This window comes from Agarivorans sp. JK6, from assembly GCF_045277145.1.
Lineage (GTDB): Bacteria > Pseudomonadota > Gammaproteobacteria > Enterobacterales > Celerinatantimonadaceae > Agarivorans > Agarivorans albus.
On record NZ_CP113525.1, the window covers coordinates 3,448,785 to 3,464,713 of the forward strand.

The following is a 15,929-nucleotide window of genomic DNA, read 5'->3' on the forward strand; positions in this document are numbered from 1 at the left end:
TTATAAGCGTGGCATTTGGCCACTAACTTCTCTTTTACTCGTAAAGTAAGCTAAGAAAATGAATAGTGCACCAATAGGGTTAGCCAGAGGAATGATCTGAACAATACCAATAGCTATGAGTTGGCCTGTCTTTCGCTGAACAACAGCAGTATGAATCCATAGTGAATAAACAAAGACAATTGAAACCATAGCGATCAACACCCATACAGAGTATCCAAGTTCTTCTCCCATTATTTCTGGGGCAATCAACCAAATTAATGCCCCGGCAATCAGCACTGATGTACTAAGCCAAATCAATATCAATAAGATTTTTCTCCAAATACCCAAAGATGAAAAAGTCCATTTTTCGTTAACCAATTTGGTCATTATTACTAAACCTCCGATTGTGTATACTCTGTAAACCAAGAGCACCGAATACAAAACCCGATGAATAATGGCTAATTATTAAAGTAACTAATTTGGCTCTGACACCAGTAATTCCATGTGTGATCTACAAAACTCTTTAATATTACCTATTTTTAGGTGCACCGTATGAGGATAATTTTCAACAGCAAGGTGTAACCTTACCTCGTTTATAAATAGGCTATCAGATAGATACACGTCCGTTACCATTATCTTAGTATTTGTAGCGAGTTTTTCTTTAGAAAGAATATAACGACTTGAAGTGCTATCTATTTCTCGAAGTTGATAGCTTCCTATTTCTTTAGTGTTGCCAAAAGACGCCCAGCCATATACATACCAAGGCTTTCTAAGATTACACTCTTCCCCAACAAGAGAACGAAATGGATGTGAATTGCCTGCTAGGACATATTCAACTTCAATTGATGAACCTATTCCGATTAAGGTAGGAATACTAAAAAAGATGCATAAAGAAATAGTTAACGCATTCTTAATTGACACTTAAATACTCAATCCTTCGAGACAAACATAATGCCGGCCTTTAGCAAACAATTACATTTAGCGGCGAGGCAGCTTTAATTGCTCCGCTAGGTGCGACTGTCAAATGTGTAGCTTCAGTCACCACCGCCACAACCACCCGAATCACCGCCTGAATCTCCACTACCAAAGCCACCGCCACAATAACCACCGCCGTTACTTGAAACACCTGCAAGTTTTATCACTAAGGCAAGAACAAAAAAGCCAAATAGGATTGGAAGAAACACACTGAAAAACCTGTTCTCAGACTCGATTTCCATGAAGTGCCATGTTGACCACAAACCAGCCAAAATAATAAACCATGACTTCATTGTTCACCTCCTATGAACATTTAACGCTTTGCTAACGGGCGAGCACAGTTCGTGCGTCCGAGCCAGCGCCTTTCGCCGACGTTTTCTTTAAGCAACTTGTTATAACCCAAGTTACATAGCCTGATAATCATTGACCCCAAACAACCAAGTTACCCACATGAAGAAGTTCAGCAACAATGTTGAGAACACTAGACCTGTTACAACGCTCAGTAAAACAGCTACACGACCGTCAACTCGCTCCGCAAATATGAAAAATAACAGAAAAGCCAGTACCGGAAATGAGAGCAACGAATACCAAAATACAATTGACCCAATTGATCCGATGTTCGCTAACTTAAAGCTCGCTGAAATGACAACTGGTAAAATGAATACACCAACTATGTATGCTAATACTCTGGGTTTACTTAACGCTTCCATACCTTCCTTGCGTTAAAACAATTAATTGCAGCGACCTTGCAAGCGTGGCCTACCTTACAAGGTTGCCCCTCATAAAATGTAAGCACAAACAAGCACTAGAAAAACGTCGTTTAATCATACAGTAACAACACACCAATAAATAACCATTAACTCAACAAGCTACCCCTTACTTGAGTTAGCTCACTAACGCTCAGTAATCAAAAGTTAATAAAGCTTCGGATTGCAGGGGTGTATAAAGGAGCAAACCTCCTCCTTCATTATCGCCGAGTCACGCAAGTGCCAAGCGATTAAGCCGAGTATTTTTTGAACGTAGCGAGTTGCGCAGGCGCGCTTGGTACTGAGGAACGAGGAAATAAGATAATGAGGGGCGACCTTTCTTTTTGCTTCGTAAGCTTTAGCTGAGCAAAGTTTATGACGTCGCCGATAGGCGAAATCCCCTAAAGCCAAAGGGATGTAATAGCTATTTCAACCCCAATAAGCCAGCGAGCGCGTCTATTCACTCACTGGCTCCAATAGATAAAATGCAACCTAGCAACTAGGCCTTATAACTTGGGTAATCCGTTAGGCCTTTTTCGCCGCCGCCAAACAGGCTGTTTGGATCGTGTTCGGCCAGCGGATAACCATGCTCTAGGCGTGCGGGTAAATCGGGGTTTGCTACAAAGGGGCGGCCAAAACCAATCATATCGGCGAGGCCTTCATCAATAGCTTGTTGGGCGCTGTCGGCTTTGTAACGACCAGCGTAAATAAGCACACCTTTAAAGGCATCGCGCAGTGCTTGTTTAAAGGCTTTTGGCGTTTCTGGCGCGTCGTCCCAATCTACTTCGGCAATGTGCAAGTACACGATATTGTGTTTATTTAGCAGCGCTGCAGCGGCGGTGTAGGTTTCTTCTGGCTTGGCGTCTACGGTGCCATTTAAGGTTGTGAGCGGAGCTAAGCGCACGCCTACTCGCTCGGCGCCAATGGCGTCTACCATGGCAGCAACTACTTCATCTAAAAAGCGCAGACGGTTGGTTAAGCTACCGCCGTATTTGTCGCTGCGTTGATTCGATTCTGAATCGATAAACTGGTTAATCAAGTAACCGTTGGCGGCGTGAAGCTCGATGCCATCAAAGCCTGCGGCAATGGCATTAAGCGCAGCTTGGCGGAACTGCTGAATAACTTCATCAATGTCTTGCTGAGTCATTTCACGCGGGGTGACTACGTCTACAAAACCTGGTTCGTCGCTGCCGTTATCAATAAACACTTTTACATTTTCGGCTTTAATGGCAGAAGATGAGATTGGCTGTTCACCGTTAATATTGTCTGGGTGAGTCACTCGCCCTACGTGCCAAAGCTGGGCGAACATAGTGCCGCCTTTGGCGTGAACAGCATCGGTGACTTGTTTCCAGCCAGCAACTTGTTGTTCGCTATAAATGCCCGGTGTCCAAGCGTAGCCTTTACCCATTGGCGAGATTTGAGTGCCTTCGGATACGATTAAACCAGCGCTGGCACGTTGTGCGTAGTAGCTGGCCATCATTTGATTTGCTACATCGCCCGGCTGAGTAGCACGAGAGCGAGTCATAGGTGGCATAACGATGCGATTATTTAGGGTGTGGGTACCAAGCTTTATTGTGTCAAACAATGATGTGGTCATGAGTGAGGTTCCTAGTCATTTGCTACCAGCATAATAGCAACTGCTCAGTTATCTATTTAGATCAAAAACAACAAATTAATGTTGCACTGGCAGCAAATAAGCTTAGCGCCCAATTTAGCGCGATAGTTGCCAATTTCTCGGCAACTCCGCATACTCTAAGCTGGTTTAATGAAGGGGTTGCTTATGTCTGCTGGTATTTCTTTGCGCATCGATATTGTGTCGGATGTGGTATGCCCTTGGTGCATTGTGGGTTACTTACGCTTGCAACAAGCACTTAGCCAATTAAGCGATGACATTCGCCCACATATTGAATGGCACCCCTTTGAGCTAAATCCGAACATGCCAAGCGAGGGGCAAAACTTACGTGAGCATATTCAAGAGAAATACGGTAGCACCCTTGAGCAAAGTGAAGCGGTTAGAGAGCAACTAAAAAGCTTGGGTGATGAACTAGGATTTAGCTTTAAGTTCAGCCCTGACTCTCGTATCTACAATACTTTTGAAGCCCATCAACTGCTGCATTGGGCACAACCTTATGGTAAACAAACCGAATTAAAACTGGCACTGTTTGATGCTTACTTTAGCCAAGCTAAAGATCCTTCAAACCGCAATACCTTGTTAGATGTGGTTGAAAGCATTGGCCTAGGCCGAGACTTAGCCGAGCGAGTGTTGGTAGATGAAATGTATGTGGAAGCAGTAAGAGACAGCCAGCAGCAGTGGCAAAATCAGAACATTAGAGCGGTGCCGGCTTTTATTTTTAATAATCGTTACTTATTGTCTGGCGCGCAGCCTGTGGAAACCTTACTGCAAGTAATTAACGAGTGTACCAACAGCGCTAGTTAGCGCCCACCAACTTACGTTGCTGTTTAGGGAATCGGCTGTCTTCGGATAGCCAAATACCCAAGAAGTGTTGGCTAAATAGCTTATCTTCCAAAGAGCCCAGCAGCTTACCATTTAAGTAAAACTGACCTTGATTAGCTGACTCGGCTACCAACTTTAGTTGGTCGCCTTTTTTTAAGTCTGGCCAGAGTTGTGAAAGCTCTGCTAACCATTGCTCACAAGGTGCTTGCTCGCATACACCTAGGCGCTGCCACTCGTCCTCGGTTGCTTCTAGCAGTTTGTCGCGTTTAATTTTGCGTAGGTAATCAATGGTGAGTTCCATTGGGTAACGATTTTGCTGGTAACGCCCATCAGGGCTGTGCAAGCTAACCGTGTAAATGGGCCAAAACAATACTTGCAGTTTGGCGTTACCCACCAGCTGCATTTGTGTTTCTGCTTGGCTAGAAAACGCGAGTAAAATACTGGCTAATGCCATGGCTTTAAACATAGCGTTTCTCCAACAGCGAATTAGCTAAGTAAGCAAAGCCCGCCCACAAAGGGAACAATATAAGCAGACCTAATACTGCATCGGGCTGTATCGCAAATACCTGCGCTAAACTGGCTAGGTAGTAAGACACCGGGCCCATTACCGCCACAAATAAGGGCATGAAGGGTTTGGGGAAACTGGCGAGGCTTGGCAATAACAAGGCAAAGCTTGCCCAAAGCAACATCATAAACAGCGGTAAATCGGGCGAACTAAAGCTCAGCACTCCCATTTTTACCAAGCTGAAATCTAAAATAACTCCAACCACGCTGAGCATTGCACAGGGAATAAGCACAACCCATTGGTAACGGCGAACTTGCAAAGCCACTAAGCCGATTAACCCCAGCGCCATAAACATCACCGCTTGCTGCCCCCAAAAGAAGGCCGCTAACCAGTTAAGTTTAAATAGCAGCAATACCGGCCATTGCATGAGCTTAGGCCTTAACCAAAGTAAGTTGCTCGGTACCAATGTTATGGCTTCTAAAACCTGCTTCGCAGTAAGCAAAGTAGAAATGCCATAGACGGTAGAACTGCTCGTCGAAGCCGAAACGTTGATTGTTGTTATGCTGCTGTTGCACCCGCTGATGCCAGTGCTGAAGGGTTTCGGCGTAGTCGATACCTATCTCTAGTCGCTGTAGAGATTGTAAGCCTTGCTTGGAAAAGAGCTGTTTGAGCAGCGATGGCGAAGGTAAGAAGCCACCAGGAAATACATACTGCTGAATAAAGTCGACACTTTTGCGATAGGCCGAAAAGCGGCGGTCATCAATGGTAATGGCTTGAATAAGCATTAAACCACCAGCCTTTAACCTATTGGCACATAGCTCGGCAAAACCCGGTAAAAATTTCTCGCCCACTGCTTCGATCATTTCAATAGAGACCAGTTTGTCATACTGGCCTTCTAAATCGCGGTAGTCTTTATTTAGCACAGTCACTAAGTGACTGAGCTTACGCTCTGCTACCTTCTCCACCACATAGGCGTGCTGTTTATCAGAAATGGTGGTCGTGGTTACCTTGCAACCGTAGTGGCTAGCTGCATACATTGCCAACCCACCCCAACCGGTGCCAATCTCTAAAAGGTGGTCACTCGACTCAAGCTTTAGCTGCTCGCATATGCGCTTGAGTTTGTTGTCTTGCGCCTCGGCTAAGGTAATGTCTTGGCCGCCAAAAATGGCTGATGAATACTGCATTTGTGGGTCAAGAAACGATTGATAGAAATCGTTGCCAAGATCGTAGTGAGCCAGAATGTTCTTTTTCGCTTGGCGTTTGTTGTTACGACGAAAGAAGTGCTGCACTTTAAACCACGCATCGGTAAACCAGTGCAGTTTTCTGTCTAAGCTATCGAGGTGCTCTTGGTTGTCGGCTAAAAGTTGCAGTAAGCGGTGCAGATTAGAACAGCGCCACAACCCTTCCATGTAGGTTTCGCCAGCGGCAATGCTTCCGCCTTTTAAAATACGAGAAAAAACTTGAGAATCGAGGATATGAACTTCAACGGTTTCGGGGTGGTCTGCTTCACCTAAATGAACCGACTCGTAACCAGCTTGACTCATTAAAATGGCGCCGCCTTTTAAACCGTCAAAGGTTTTTAATACAAGGTGGCGGGTCCAATCTAAACCACTGGAAACTGAAGCAGAAGAAAGCGATTTTGCAGTAGCCATAGTTTTTCCTTAGGGCAATTTTAATTATTTTTTAGCACTGGCTGGATGACCATAGAAAGGCACTTTTTTCATCCATAGCTTCAATGCTTGCCAGTAAATTCCTGTAACAACCTTGAGAGTCATTAAAGGGTATGAACTTATTACGCGGCGAAGGCTAGAAGAGTTTAACGGCTGCTTAATTAAATTTATGCCAGCACTAAATTCTTTCTGCTCGCGCCAGCAATTAATCACAATATTCACCTGTTGTTGCACTAGCTTTACTTGCCAGTGATATCGCATGTCCATGGGATTAAAAGGGGAAACGTGAAAGGTTTTATCGTGATCTTTTAACTCGTTTAAATCCAGCCAATATTGGTGTTTTTCTTTCCAAGGAGTATTGGTGACTTCGGCCAGCATGTAATCAAACTTATCGCCGTCGCCATAGAGCACAAAGTTAACCGGGCTAAAGTACCAACCCAAGCAGCGCAGTTGACCAAGCAAGACCACTTGCTTGGCTTGATAGTCGGGCTGAAAACGCTGCTGAGCGCGCAAGGCTTTATCACGGATAGTGCCTTGTTCGCTGCCTAAGTAGTCGCCCGCTTTTAAGCGAAACCAAGGTAAAACACGCCCAAAACTTTGCAGCTCTTGCTGCACGGTTTGTTCTTCGGCCAAATCAATCCAGGCGTAATACAGCCGATAATTAAAGCCGTGTTTGCGCGGCACAAAGCGTTGATGAAAGGTATCGCCAAAGGCGATAGCCGAGTGCTCTATGCTCATAGGTCCACTCCAAACTTACGACACACCTCCACAGCCGAGCGCACGCCATCTTCGTGAAAACCGTTGTGCCAATAAGCGCCACAAAAATAGCTGTGGTTGTGCCCGCAAATATTGTCACGTTGTTGTTGAGCTTGGTGGCCATCTATAGAGAACACCGGATGCATGTAATTAAAGCGCTTAATCACTTTATCTTCGGCTATCGGCTCTAGGGGATTTAGGGTAACGCAAAACTGCGGCGCATCGCTTAAGCCCTGCAAACGGTTCATGTCGTAGGTAACACTGGCTAGGCGGTCGCCTCTATCACCACTAGGTGGTAATAGGTAATTCCAACTAGCTCGCGCACGATGAATGCTTGGTAACAAGCGCTCGTCGGTATGCAGAATTACTTCGTTATTTTGATATTTGAGTTTGCCTAGTACCGAACGCTCATCATCACTGGCTTGTGCGCCTAATGCCGACAAAGCTTGGTCACTATGACAAGCAAAAATTACCGCATCACCCTGCCATTGCCAGCCATCGTTGGTTGTAATCTTAACGCCTGAGTCATCTCGCTGAATGCTACTCACTTGGCTATTCAAGCGGATCTGCTCATCTAAGCCCGCTAGCAGCGGCTTAATGTATTGTTTTGAGCCACCGGGGATGACATACCATTGCGGCCGGTTGGCTACGTCTAACAAACCGTGATTCACAAAAAAGCGAGCAAAAAACTGCATCGGAAACTGCATAATGCCGTTTAACGAAGAGGACCAAATGGCCGCGCCCATTGGCAATAAGTAGTTCTCTTGAAACATGCGCGAGAAGCGATGCTGCTCTAAAAACTGGCCGAGGCTTACCGCGGTATTGATGTCTACCGCTGCTTTAGCTAGCTTATTAAACCGCAGTATTTCATTGATAAACTTGTAAAAGCTAGGTTTGAGTAAGTTACTGCGTTGGGCAAACAGTGTATTTAGATCGTGGCCGTTATACTGCAAGTTGAGCTCTGGATTTACCACACTAAAGCTCATTTCAGTTTCTTGAGCTTGAATGCCCAACTTGGCTAATAACTTGTTAAACAGAGGATAGGTGCGGTCATTAAACACAATAAAGCCGGTGTCTACTGCATGCTCTTTGCCCTCTATAGTGACTTGGTTAGTGGCGGTGTGGCCACCTAAGTAGTCATTTTGTTCTAATAGCGTTACCTCATGCTGCTCTTTTAATAAGTGCGCACAGGTCATGCCGGATATGCCGGCACCTATAATGGCGATTTTCATTCTATCTATGCTCCTTCCTTGTGAGCTAAACGGCGACAGATATTTTGCTGCCAGCGATATGGCAAGCAATTGAGTATGTGCAGAAAGCCGCTGAATAAGCTAGGGAAGTTAATCACAGTTTTACCTTTGTTGAGGCCTTTGATGATTGCTTGACTAGCTTGCTCGGGGCTAATAATACTGGGCATAGCAAAGTTGTTTTTGTCGGTGAGTGGGGTTTTAACAAATCCTGGTTGAATACAATGAACGCTCACTTTTTTGTCACCCAAATCGGTGCCTAGGGCTTGGGTTAAATAATGCACCGCGGCTTTGCTACTGCCATAAGCGCCAGCTTGGCTAAAGGGCAATAAATGAGCAAGGCTACCAACTAACGCCAGTTGAGAGCCGGGCTTTAGGTTACCCCATAGGGCATCTAAGCAATTAGCGATGGTAAGCACATTGCTTTGCCACACTCGCTCAAACAGTTTGGCGTCGAAACGCTGAGGGTCTAAGTATTCACAATTGCCGGCACACAACACAATGAGATCCATTGCTGGCAAATCCGCAAAACTGCTGCGCACCTGCTCTAACTCACCAAGTTCTACTTGCAGCGGCGTGATGCCTTGTTCGGCTAGCTCCTGCAAACGCTGTTGGTTACGCCCCTGCCCCCACACCGTATGGCCTAGCTTTTGGTAATCAAGCGCCAACTGCTTGCCAATGCCTGAACTAGCACCAGTGATTAGAATATTCATTGTGCTAGCCCATTTTTAAGCTTTTTGGATAGCCAACCAATTACTGGAATATGGTCATGCAGCATCGCGCTTACGTCATAGTAATCACGGTGGTAATAGATTTTTTCGTCAAACTTAAGGTGGCTAATGCCATCTAGCGACAAGATCCGCCCGTTGCCTAACTTGGGATGAGCAAACTGCATTTGCCAAGTAAGGCTAAACTCACCTTCTGCAATTAGCCGAGAGTGAAATTCGAAATGGCATTGGCTGGTATTTTGTAATAGATGTTCAAAATAGCTTCGTAAATCTTGTAAGCCATGAAGATGATGCAGAGGGTCGATAAACTCGATATCGTCGGCATAAATATCAGAGAGGCGCTCAACCTGCGCCATACCTAGCTCACTGTAAAACTGCTCTAGTTGCTTAACAATATGCGGTGCAGATGCCGTGATACTCATTCAATTTTCCTTTACCAAACAAATCTAAGCATTTGTTTCTATTGTCGTTAATCATAGTACGTCAGATAAATTAAGAAAGATCATTCATCCTTTTGGCAACTTTTAGCGTTATATAAGACAAACCATCCATTTCTAGGAATATTTACTTGAGCAGTAGTTGTTGTTTTCCATTAATGATATCTCGTGAGCACTTTATGCCGCAGCGCTTTGCACGGATGAAGGGGCAAGGCGTGGTTTTTATCGCCAGTTTGCGCGCTGCTGAAAAAGCCGGTGGTGTTTGGCTGGCTTTTCAAGACAGCGATGGAAACAGTGCGGTACAAGCTAACGACTTAGTGAGTTTTGCCCAAGTCAGCCATATTGATTGGTTAAGCAAAGCACAAATTGAAGTGGAATTTAAAGTTCTGCACTGGGGTAAAGTAACGTCGGGCAAACCGGGGTTTTCTTCTACTTGGGTATCGCCTACCCTTTGCGCCGACAAAATTGAGCTTTGGCCCAACACCTCCATACAAAAGAACACTGCAGCACTGCAAAGCGCTTTGGCTAACATCAACTTACAGTACCCAGAATTGCAAACCGCCAACTTAGAACAAAGCGTGCAAAGCGAGCAAGTAAAAAACCTTTGCTGGCGCTGGTTAGAGCTGCTACCACTGCCCATTTGCACCAAACAGCGCTTGCTTAAATCACCTTCTGCTTCTTTGTGTATTCGTTATTTAGGATTTATTTTGCGACAAAGTGATCGTTTTACACACCTTGCTCGTTAACTTGTTATCAATCCGCAAACGATTTTGGCAATATGGAAATACACAGTTCAGTATCAAAAATCGGTGGACCCAAATCACCTATGGCTAGTCAAGTAGCTCAGCCCAATAACGACGATGATATCGCTTTGTTATTGGCAAACATTGCCAGTGAGCAATGTCGTAAAAGTTATGACTTATTGTTCCGCCAAGTAGCACCACGTTTATTGAATTTGGCCAGGAAGCAATTTGTTGATGAATCTCTTGCCCTAGAAATGGTTCAAGAAACCATGCTTAAACTTTGGCTTAAAGCGGGTCTTTACGATTCGTCCAAGGGTAATGCGATGACTTGGATATTTTCGGTATCAAGAAACGTAAAGTTTGATTTGATGCGAAAAGGCAAGCATCAACAGAGCTGGGTACAAGGCGATGACTTATGGCCGATTCTTAGTGAAGAAGAAGACGCTGATAAAGTGTCGACCGAAGACCAAGAGTTGGTGACCAACGAGCTTAAACACTTAATTGCTAAGTTGCCAGAAGAACAAGCAGATATCGTAAGGCGGGTTTACTTACACGGTGAATCACAACAGCAAGTGTCTGAAATATTAAACCTACCGCTTGGCACTGTAAAAAGTCGCCTAAGATTAGCGCTGAAAAAAATGAAGGAGGCATTGGATGACTAACATTCAATTTCATCCGGCTGATGAAAGCCTTGAACTTTACGCCGCTGGTCAACTAGACCCAGCCATGAGCATTATGGTTAGTGCTCACTTAGAATACTGCCCAGAATGTCGCCGCCGCGTAGAGGCTGCTGAGCAAAAGATGGCCACTCAACTTGAACAAGCCCAGCCCGAAGCCATGAACAGCGAACTCGATTCAATGTTAGCGATGATTATGCAGCAAAGCCCTGACAGCGTGATTGAAAGCCCTCAGCCCGCCTTGCAGCAAGAAATCACCCTTGGCAATAAGCGCTTTCCACTTCCCCGAGCCTTACAAGCTCACCCGCAACATATTGGCCCTTGGGGACGCTTACCGGGGAAAATCCAACGTGCTCGAGTGGATGCGGTAAGTGACAGTAAAATGAACTTCATTTACATGGATCAAGATAGCGCACTGCCAGAGCATACTCACCAGGGGCAAGAAATAACCTTGGTACTAGCAGGCACCTTCATTGATGACGCTGGAACCTACGTACCGGGTGACTTCATCATTCAAGATGCGCAAAACAAACATACGCCGCGAACGGCCGCTAACCAAGATTGCTTATGTTTAACTTTGTTGGATGCACCTTTGCATTTCACCTCGGGCTTAGCATCGCTACTCAATCCATTTAGCCAACTGTTCTTTAAATAAAGAATGCTAAAAAGCAAAAAACCAGCCTAATGGCTGGTTTTTTATTGGCTGTTATTTTAACGATTCGCGCATTCGCTGCTGTACTACGTCGACTAACAAGTCTGGCTGGAACTTAGAGATAAAGCGATTACAGCCCACCTTTTCCACCATGGCGTCGTTAAAGCTGCCACTAAGTGAGGTATTTAAGGCTATAAACAGTTCGCTCATGCGCTCATCACCACGTACTTCTGCGGTTAAGCGATAACCATCCATCTCTGGCATTTCGGCATCGGTAATCATTAGTAAGATTTCATCGTAAACTGATTTACCTTCATCGGCCCAAGCTTTTAGCATGTTCAAGGCCTGTAGCCCATTCTCAGCTTCTATAATCTCCATGCCGAGCTGGCCTAGAGTGGCTTTTACTTGACCGCGGGCGGTAGAAGAGTCGTCAACGACCAATACTCGTTTTCCATTTAGCAGATGTGAGACTTCTTCGTCTAAGGCTTCGTCTGAAATTGCGATGTTGTAACTAACGATTTCTGCGAGCACTTTCTCTACGTCAATAATTTCTACAATTCGGCTGACTTCTTCATGCTCGATACGGGTGATTGCGGTGAGGTAGTTACTGCGCCCTACCGAGCTTGGTGGAGGTAAAATATCTTTCCAAGATGTATTCACAATGTGCATTACTTCGCCCACCATGAAACCTTGAACGCTGCGATTATACTCAGTGATGATTAGGTTACAGTCGACTTTCGCTTCTTCTTTGGCCGGCGGCATTTTTACCGCAGCACGTAAATCGATAACCGGAATAGAATGACCACGAATGGTTACTACCCCACTAATGTGTGAGTGAGAACCCGGTAGTTTGTTCATGCGAGGTAACTTAACTACCTCTTTAACTTTAAATACATTTATCGCAAACAACTGCATAGAGTTGAGTTTAAAAATCAACAGTTCTAAACGGTTCTCGCCGACAAGTTTGGTACGTTGATCCACTGTGGCTAAAACACTAGACATACTACTCAACCTATTCCATGTTAGATAATTACTTCATTATAGACATCTCATACCACTGAGCAAAAACGCAAGTAGCTGTAGAGACTTGATTTAGCGGGCTAGAACACAATTTTAGCTGTTTTTTTGGAAAAAGCTCACAACAAAAGCTCAACAAAGCACCACAAGGTTGCTGCATCTTTTAGCATTTTCATTACAATGGCCTTCTTTTGAAATCATGCTCTGGGATTACGCCCCAAAAGGCAGGAAGCTAAGTCTATGAAAGAAATAACTATTTGCGCCCTTTATAAATTTGTTCGCCTAGATAATTATAAAGAGCTTCAAGAGCCCTTGTTAGCGTTAATGAAACAACAACAGGTGCGAGGCACATTATTACTGGCCGAAGAAGGCATAAATGGCACCATTGCCGGTCCAGACACTGGCATAAACGCGGTGTTGGCCTGGCTTAAAAGCGATAGTCGATTAAACCAACTTACCGACAAACGCTCGTACAGTGAGCAGCAGCCCTTTAACCGCTCTCGAGTTAAGCTCAAAAAAGAGATTGTAACCATGGGTGTGGAGGGCATAGACCCGAACCATGTGGTTGGCTCTTACGTTAAACCTGAAGACTGGAACGCCTTAATTGCTGACCCAGAAGTGATGGTGGTTGATACCCGCAACGACTACGAAATTCAACTGGGTAGTTTTAAGCATGCGGTTAACCCTCATACCGATACCTTTCGCGAATTTCCAGACTATGTCGCTGAAGAGCTAGACCCAGAAAAACACAAAAAAGTAGCAATGTTTTGCACTGGCGGCATTCGCTGTGAAAAATCCACCGCTTACTTAAAAGAGCAGGGTTTTGAAGAGGTATATCACCTAGAGGGTGGCATTCTAAAATACCTAGAAGAAGTGCCTGAAGAGAACTCCTTGTGGCAAGGTGACTGCTTTGTATTTGATGAGCGCGTAACAGTTGATCACCAATTACAACCAGGTGACTACGAACTATGCAGCGGTTGTAGAATGCCCATTTCACCCAGTGATAAGCAAAGCGCCAAATTTGAACAAGGCGTTAGCTGCCCACACTGTCATGATAAGCTAAGCGATGAGCAAAAAATGCGTTTTAGAGAGCGTGAAAAACAAGTTCGCTTAGCTAAGCAGCGTGGTGAGCAACATGTGGGGATGGAAGCGGCAGAACATAGCCAACAGCGCCGAGAGCAAAAGCTGCAACTGCGCCAAGCGCAACGAGCCGACAAAAAATAGTGAGTAACTGGGGCTTGTTAGCTATCGACTAACAAGCCTGACTTAATCACTTAGCCTTTAAGCGGTTGTTCACATCGCGGCTGCTACGAATAAGTGCTTCACCACCGCTGGCTTTATCTGATTTTGCTAAGCGATCGTAGAGCACCACATTCACCGTGGCGGCCAAGTTCAAACACCCTTTGGTGGGAACATAAACCACCTCATCAGCTTTATCGACTAACGTTTGGCTAATTGAGCCATCTTCAGGACCAAACACATATAAAACCTGCTCTGGGTGAACAAACTCCGGCAAGGGTGTTGCCCCTTCGGCTAGCTCGATACACACTAGTTTTATCTGATCGCCAGCTTGCTCAGCAAGCTCATCAACGCCGGTTAGCGGTATGTTCAAACTTTGGTTTTTAGTATCGGTATTAAAGCGGGCTGCGCGCGCATAACGTTGGCCGGTGTAATACACGGCAGTAGCGCCAAAACACCCAGCGGCACGCATTACCGAACCCACATTGCTAGGGCTTTTAGGGTTAACTAATCCAATTTGAACAGACTTTTGAGACATATTTATCGATAAAACCTATAAGAGAGCGCAGTATTAATTACAGCAAAATCAACCAGGCGAAATTGTACCTGAATTTACTGCCTCGCCCCACTCACTAGAGCAAACTAATTAGCCTGAGAACAGCTTATTTAGGCGAATTAGCCCATGGGTCTGCACTATCAATCTGATTAGATTTCTCAGCTTTAGGTTTTGCGCTAGGAGCTTTAGCCGGACGGCTAGGTCTCGCTTTTGGCTTAGGCTTGTTTTGCACTTGAGGCTTGGCAGTAATATCTATCACTACTGGTGCGCGCGGCTTTTGATCTAAGGGCACTAAACGGTCACGCGGCGGCAGCGCATATTGAACATCATCGGGACGCGGTAAATGCTTAAAACGATAGAGATAAAAACTCTCTACCTTTTCGCGTGCCCAGTCAGTTTTGCGCAGAAACTTTAGGCAAGACTTAGTATTTGGGTTATTGCGAAAGCAATTCATATTCAAGGCAAACGCTAAGGTTTCCCAGCCGTAATGCTCAACAATTTCATCGAGCAGCACTTCCAGCTTTAAGCCGTGCAAGGGGTTGTTTTGTTGCAAATCTTTCATCAAGTTTTCCAATATTTAGCGCTTGAATTAAACAGTGATTGTAGCAAAGCTATGCCAGCCGCTTTTAGACCTTAGTCATTCTTCGCTTTGCCCAACGCTCATTAATCGCCAGTGCAGCTAATATAATGGCAGCACCAATGCTTAAGCGCATAATGTCGGCATCATGATTCCAAATCAACAGATTTACCGCAATGCCCGCCGGGATAAGTAAGTTATTAGCAACGGCTAATGCACCAATATTGACTAAGGTAGCGCCTTTGTTCCAAGCAAAATATCCTAAGCCAGAGGCTATTGTGCCTAAATACACCAACACTCCCCACTGGGTTGCTGTAGTTGGCAAGCGCTCTGAATTACCCATCGCCAAATAGGCAATCACAGCCACTACCAAAGCACCTACAAAAAACCAAGCAAACACGGTTTGCTGGGCTAAGTGCTTAGGCTCATTAGCCATGATCCGTTTGTAAGCAACTTGCCCGGTAGCAAAACATAAGTTGGCCCCTTGCACCAATAAAAACCCAGTCACAAAACCTTGGTCTATCCCTTCATAACGGATCGCCACCGCACCTAAAGTAGCGATAAAAGCACTTAATAAAAACTGCCAATTAAAACGTCGCTCAAAAGCATCATTCACCAAGGTGACGTAAATGGGAGTCATCACCGTAAATAGCAATACTTCGGGAACTGACAAGAACAAGAATGACTGATAATAAAAGCCATACATGCAACCTAATTGAATCGCCCCCACTAACATTAATTTTAAGGCTAAGCTTCGGTTAACTTGTTTAGGTTTCAAAAACGGTAGAAAGACCAGTGTTGCCAGTGCAACTCTCATTAACACCGAAAACCACGCATCTACTTGGCCAGCTAAATACGCGCCAATTAAACTAAAAGAGAAAGCCCACAATAAAGTGATAGATAGTAAGTACTGCATACAAATCTTTGATAATAAACAAAGGCTAAAGTGTAATGGCTATTGGCTGTAAAC

The 15,929-nt window shown here is 44.9% G+C and carries 21 protein-coding genes; 5 read left to right on the forward strand and 16 right to left on the reverse strand.

What is annotated here, in order from left to right:
* The 5 genes from OV592_RS15975 to OV592_RS15995 form a co-directional block, all read right to left on the reverse strand.
* Nucleotides 1–366 (reverse strand): hypothetical protein, encoded by a 366-nt coding sequence (locus OV592_RS15975; protein ID WP_152779889.1) that lies wholly within the window; start codon nt 364–366, stop codon nt 1–3.
* Nucleotides 367–453: 87 nt separating this feature from the next.
* Entirely contained in the window at nt 454–900 is a 447-nt protein-coding gene (locus OV592_RS15980; protein ID WP_406609252.1) for a hypothetical protein, read from the reverse strand.
* 113 nt (nt 901–1,013) lie between these two features.
* Nucleotides 1,014–1,247: a hypothetical protein gene (locus OV592_RS15985; protein ID WP_406609253.1), complete on the reverse strand. Its 234-nt coding sequence runs from the start codon at nt 1,245–1,247 to the stop codon at nt 1,014–1,016.
* Between the two features lie 111 nt (nt 1,248–1,358).
* Complete coding sequence (locus tag OV592_RS15990; protein WP_406609254.1) at nt 1,359–1,664, reverse strand: hypothetical protein; 306 nt, start codon at nt 1,662–1,664, stop codon at nt 1,359–1,361.
* Between the two features lie 535 nt (nt 1,665–2,199).
* Nucleotides 2,200–3,297 (reverse strand): alkene reductase, encoded by a 1,098-nt coding sequence (locus OV592_RS15995; RefSeq protein WP_406609255.1) that lies wholly within the window; start codon nt 3,295–3,297, stop codon nt 2,200–2,202.
* Nucleotides 3,298–3,480: 183 nt separating this feature from the next.
* On the opposite strand from OV592_RS15995, the gene OV592_RS16000 reads away from it, so the two are divergent.
* Complete coding sequence (locus tag OV592_RS16000; RefSeq protein WP_406609256.1) at nt 3,481–4,137, forward strand: DsbA family oxidoreductase; 657 nt, start codon at nt 3,481–3,483, stop codon at nt 4,135–4,137.
* Here the strand turns inward: OV592_RS16000 and OV592_RS16005 are convergent.
* From OV592_RS16005 to OV592_RS16035, 7 genes are read right to left on the reverse strand one after another with little or no spacing between them, the layout of a single operon-like run.
* Complete coding sequence (locus tag OV592_RS16005) at nt 4,130–4,621, reverse strand: chalcone isomerase family protein (protein ID WP_406609257.1); 492 nt, start codon at nt 4,619–4,621, stop codon at nt 4,130–4,132. The two genes, OV592_RS16000 and OV592_RS16005, sit on opposite strands and share 8 nt — an antisense overlap.
* On the reverse strand, nt 4,614–5,087 hold the full coding sequence (locus OV592_RS16010; protein WP_406609258.1) for a DUF2878 family protein: 474 nt from the start codon (nt 5,085–5,087) through the stop codon (nt 4,614–4,616). The genes OV592_RS16005 and OV592_RS16010 overlap by 8 nt, the downstream gene beginning before the upstream one ends.
* Before the next feature lie 4 nt (nt 5,088–5,091).
* Complete coding sequence (locus OV592_RS16015) at nt 5,092–6,312, reverse strand: class I SAM-dependent methyltransferase (protein WP_406609259.1); 1,221 nt, start codon at nt 6,310–6,312, stop codon at nt 5,092–5,094.
* Nucleotides 6,313–6,336: 24 nt separating this feature from the next.
* Nucleotides 6,337–7,068 carry a DUF1365 domain-containing protein gene (locus tag OV592_RS16020; RefSeq protein ID WP_338621969.1) on the reverse strand — a complete coding sequence of 244 codons (732 nt, stop codon included), beginning with the start codon at nt 7,066–7,068 and terminating at the stop codon, nt 6,337–6,339.
* Entirely contained in the window at nt 7,065–8,318 is a 1,254-nt protein-coding gene (locus OV592_RS16025; protein WP_406609260.1) for an NAD(P)/FAD-dependent oxidoreductase, read from the reverse strand. The genes OV592_RS16020 and OV592_RS16025 overlap by 4 nt, the downstream gene beginning before the upstream one ends.
* Nucleotides 8,319–8,323: 5 nt before the next feature.
* Nucleotides 8,324–9,046 carry an SDR family NAD(P)-dependent oxidoreductase gene (locus OV592_RS16030; protein ID WP_406609261.1) on the reverse strand — a complete coding sequence of 241 codons (723 nt, stop codon included), beginning with the start codon at nt 9,044–9,046 and terminating at the stop codon, nt 8,324–8,326.
* Nucleotides 9,043–9,483: a nuclear transport factor 2 family protein gene (locus OV592_RS16035; protein ID WP_406609262.1), complete on the reverse strand. Its 441-nt coding sequence runs from the start codon at nt 9,481–9,483 to the stop codon at nt 9,043–9,045. The genes OV592_RS16030 and OV592_RS16035 overlap by 4 nt, the downstream gene beginning before the upstream one ends.
* A gap of 146 nt (nt 9,484–9,629) precedes the next feature.
* On the opposite strand from OV592_RS16035, the gene OV592_RS16040 reads away from it, so the two are divergent.
* The 3 genes from OV592_RS16040 (at nt 9,630) to OV592_RS16050 (ending at nt 11,573) form a co-directional block, all read left to right on the forward strand.
* Nucleotides 9,630–10,244, forward strand: a complete 615-nt coding sequence (locus OV592_RS16040) for a hypothetical protein (protein WP_406609263.1) — start codon at nt 9,630–9,632, stop codon at nt 10,242–10,244.
* An 80-nt stretch (nt 10,245–10,324) separates the two neighbouring features.
* A complete protein-coding gene (locus OV592_RS16045; RefSeq protein ID WP_016400942.1) occupies nt 10,325–10,903 on the forward strand; it encodes a sigma-70 family RNA polymerase sigma factor in 579 nt (192 codons plus the stop codon).
* The gene (locus OV592_RS16050) at nt 10,896–11,573 is read left to right on the forward strand and encodes a ChrR family anti-sigma-E factor (RefSeq protein ID WP_016400941.1); all 678 of its coding nucleotides are present in this window, start codon (nt 10,896–10,898) and stop codon (nt 11,571–11,573) included. Before OV592_RS16045 ends, OV592_RS16050 begins: the two co-directional genes overlap by 8 nt.
* A gap of 51 nt (nt 11,574–11,624) precedes the next feature.
* On the opposite strand, the gene OV592_RS16055 is transcribed toward OV592_RS16050, so the two are convergent.
* Nucleotides 11,625–12,572 carry a chemotaxis protein CheV gene (locus OV592_RS16055; RefSeq protein ID WP_406609264.1) on the reverse strand — a complete coding sequence of 316 codons (948 nt, stop codon included), beginning with the start codon at nt 12,570–12,572 and terminating at the stop codon, nt 11,625–11,627.
* A 255-nt stretch (nt 12,573–12,827) separates the two neighbouring features.
* Here OV592_RS16055 and OV592_RS16060 point away from each other — a divergent pair, with 255 nt between their 5' ends.
* On the forward strand, nt 12,828–13,811 hold the full coding sequence (locus tag OV592_RS16060) for a rhodanese-related sulfurtransferase (RefSeq protein WP_406609265.1): 984 nt from the start codon (nt 12,828–12,830) through the stop codon (nt 13,809–13,811).
* A 46-nt stretch (nt 13,812–13,857) separates the two neighbouring features.
* Here OV592_RS16060 and OV592_RS16065 read toward each other — a convergent pair whose 3' ends face one another.
* From OV592_RS16065 to OV592_RS16075, 3 genes are all read right to left on the reverse strand, one after another.
* Nucleotides 13,858–14,364: an RNA methyltransferase gene (locus OV592_RS16065; protein WP_406609266.1), complete on the reverse strand. Its 507-nt coding sequence runs from the start codon at nt 14,362–14,364 to the stop codon at nt 13,858–13,860.
* A gap of 124 nt (nt 14,365–14,488) precedes the next feature.
* A complete protein-coding gene (locus tag OV592_RS16070) occupies nt 14,489–14,944 on the reverse strand; it encodes a VF530 family DNA-binding protein (protein WP_406609267.1) in 456 nt (151 codons plus the stop codon).
* Between the two features lie 64 nt (nt 14,945–15,008).
* On the reverse strand, nt 15,009–15,875 hold the full coding sequence (locus tag OV592_RS16075; RefSeq protein ID WP_406609268.1) for a carboxylate/amino acid/amine transporter: 867 nt from the start codon (nt 15,873–15,875) through the stop codon (nt 15,009–15,011).
* Between the last annotated feature and the right edge of the window lie 54 nt (nt 15,876–15,929).

Excerpts from the sequence above, each read along its gene's own strand:
- OV592_RS16050 (WP_016400941.1), top strand. The coding sequence starts at position 10,896 with ATGACTAACATTCAATTTCATCCGGCTGATGAAAGCCTTGAACTTTAC.
- OV592_RS16015 (WP_406609259.1), bottom strand. The coding sequence starts at position 6,312 with ATGGCTACTGCAAAATCGCTTTCTTCTGCTTCAGTTTCCAGTGGTTTA.
- OV592_RS16030 (WP_406609261.1), bottom strand. The coding sequence starts at position 9,046 with ATGAATATTCTAATCACTGGTGCTAGTTCAGGCATTGGCAAGCAGTTG.
- OV592_RS16045 (WP_016400942.1), top strand. The coding sequence starts at position 10,325 with ATGGCTAGTCAAGTAGCTCAGCCCAATAACGACGATGATATCGCTTTG.
- OV592_RS16070 (WP_406609267.1), bottom strand. The coding sequence starts at position 14,944 with ATGAAAGATTTGCAACAAAACAACCCCTTGCACGGCTTAAAGCTGGAA.
- OV592_RS16005 (WP_406609257.1), bottom strand. The coding sequence starts at position 4,621 with ATGTTTAAAGCCATGGCATTAGCCAGTATTTTACTCGCGTTTTCTAGC.
- OV592_RS16055 (WP_406609264.1), bottom strand. The coding sequence starts at position 12,572 with ATGTCTAGTGTTTTAGCCACAGTGGATCAACGTACCAAACTTGTCGGC.
- OV592_RS16065 (WP_406609266.1), bottom strand. The coding sequence starts at position 14,364 with ATGTCTCAAAAGTCTGTTCAAATTGGATTAGTTAACCCTAAAAGCCCT.
- OV592_RS15990 (WP_406609254.1), bottom strand. The coding sequence starts at position 1,664 with ATGGAAGCGTTAAGTAAACCCAGAGTATTAGCATACATAGTTGGTGTA.
- OV592_RS16025 (WP_406609260.1), bottom strand. The coding sequence starts at position 8,318 with ATGAAAATCGCCATTATAGGTGCCGGCATATCCGGCATGACCTGTGCG.
- OV592_RS16035 (WP_406609262.1), bottom strand. The coding sequence starts at position 9,483 with ATGAGTATCACGGCATCTGCACCGCATATTGTTAAGCAACTAGAGCAG.
- OV592_RS16075 (WP_406609268.1), bottom strand. The coding sequence starts at position 15,875 with ATGCAGTACTTACTATCTATCACTTTATTGTGGGCTTTCTCTTTTAGT.
- OV592_RS16020 (WP_338621969.1), bottom strand. The coding sequence starts at position 7,068 with ATGAGCATAGAGCACTCGGCTATCGCCTTTGGCGATACCTTTCATCAA.
- OV592_RS16000 (WP_406609256.1), top strand. The coding sequence starts at position 3,481 with ATGTCTGCTGGTATTTCTTTGCGCATCGATATTGTGTCGGATGTGGTA.
- OV592_RS16060 (WP_406609265.1), top strand. The coding sequence starts at position 12,828 with ATGAAAGAAATAACTATTTGCGCCCTTTATAAATTTGTTCGCCTAGAT.
- OV592_RS15975 (WP_152779889.1), bottom strand. The coding sequence starts at position 366 with ATGACCAAATTGGTTAACGAAAAATGGACTTTTTCATCTTTGGGTATT.
- OV592_RS15995 (WP_406609255.1), bottom strand. The coding sequence starts at position 3,297 with ATGACCACATCATTGTTTGACACAATAAAGCTTGGTACCCACACCCTA.
- OV592_RS16010 (WP_406609258.1), bottom strand. The coding sequence starts at position 5,087 with ATGCAATGGCCGGTATTGCTGCTATTTAAACTTAACTGGTTAGCGGCC.
- OV592_RS15985 (WP_406609253.1), bottom strand. The coding sequence starts at position 1,247 with ATGAAGTCATGGTTTATTATTTTGGCTGGTTTGTGGTCAACATGGCAC.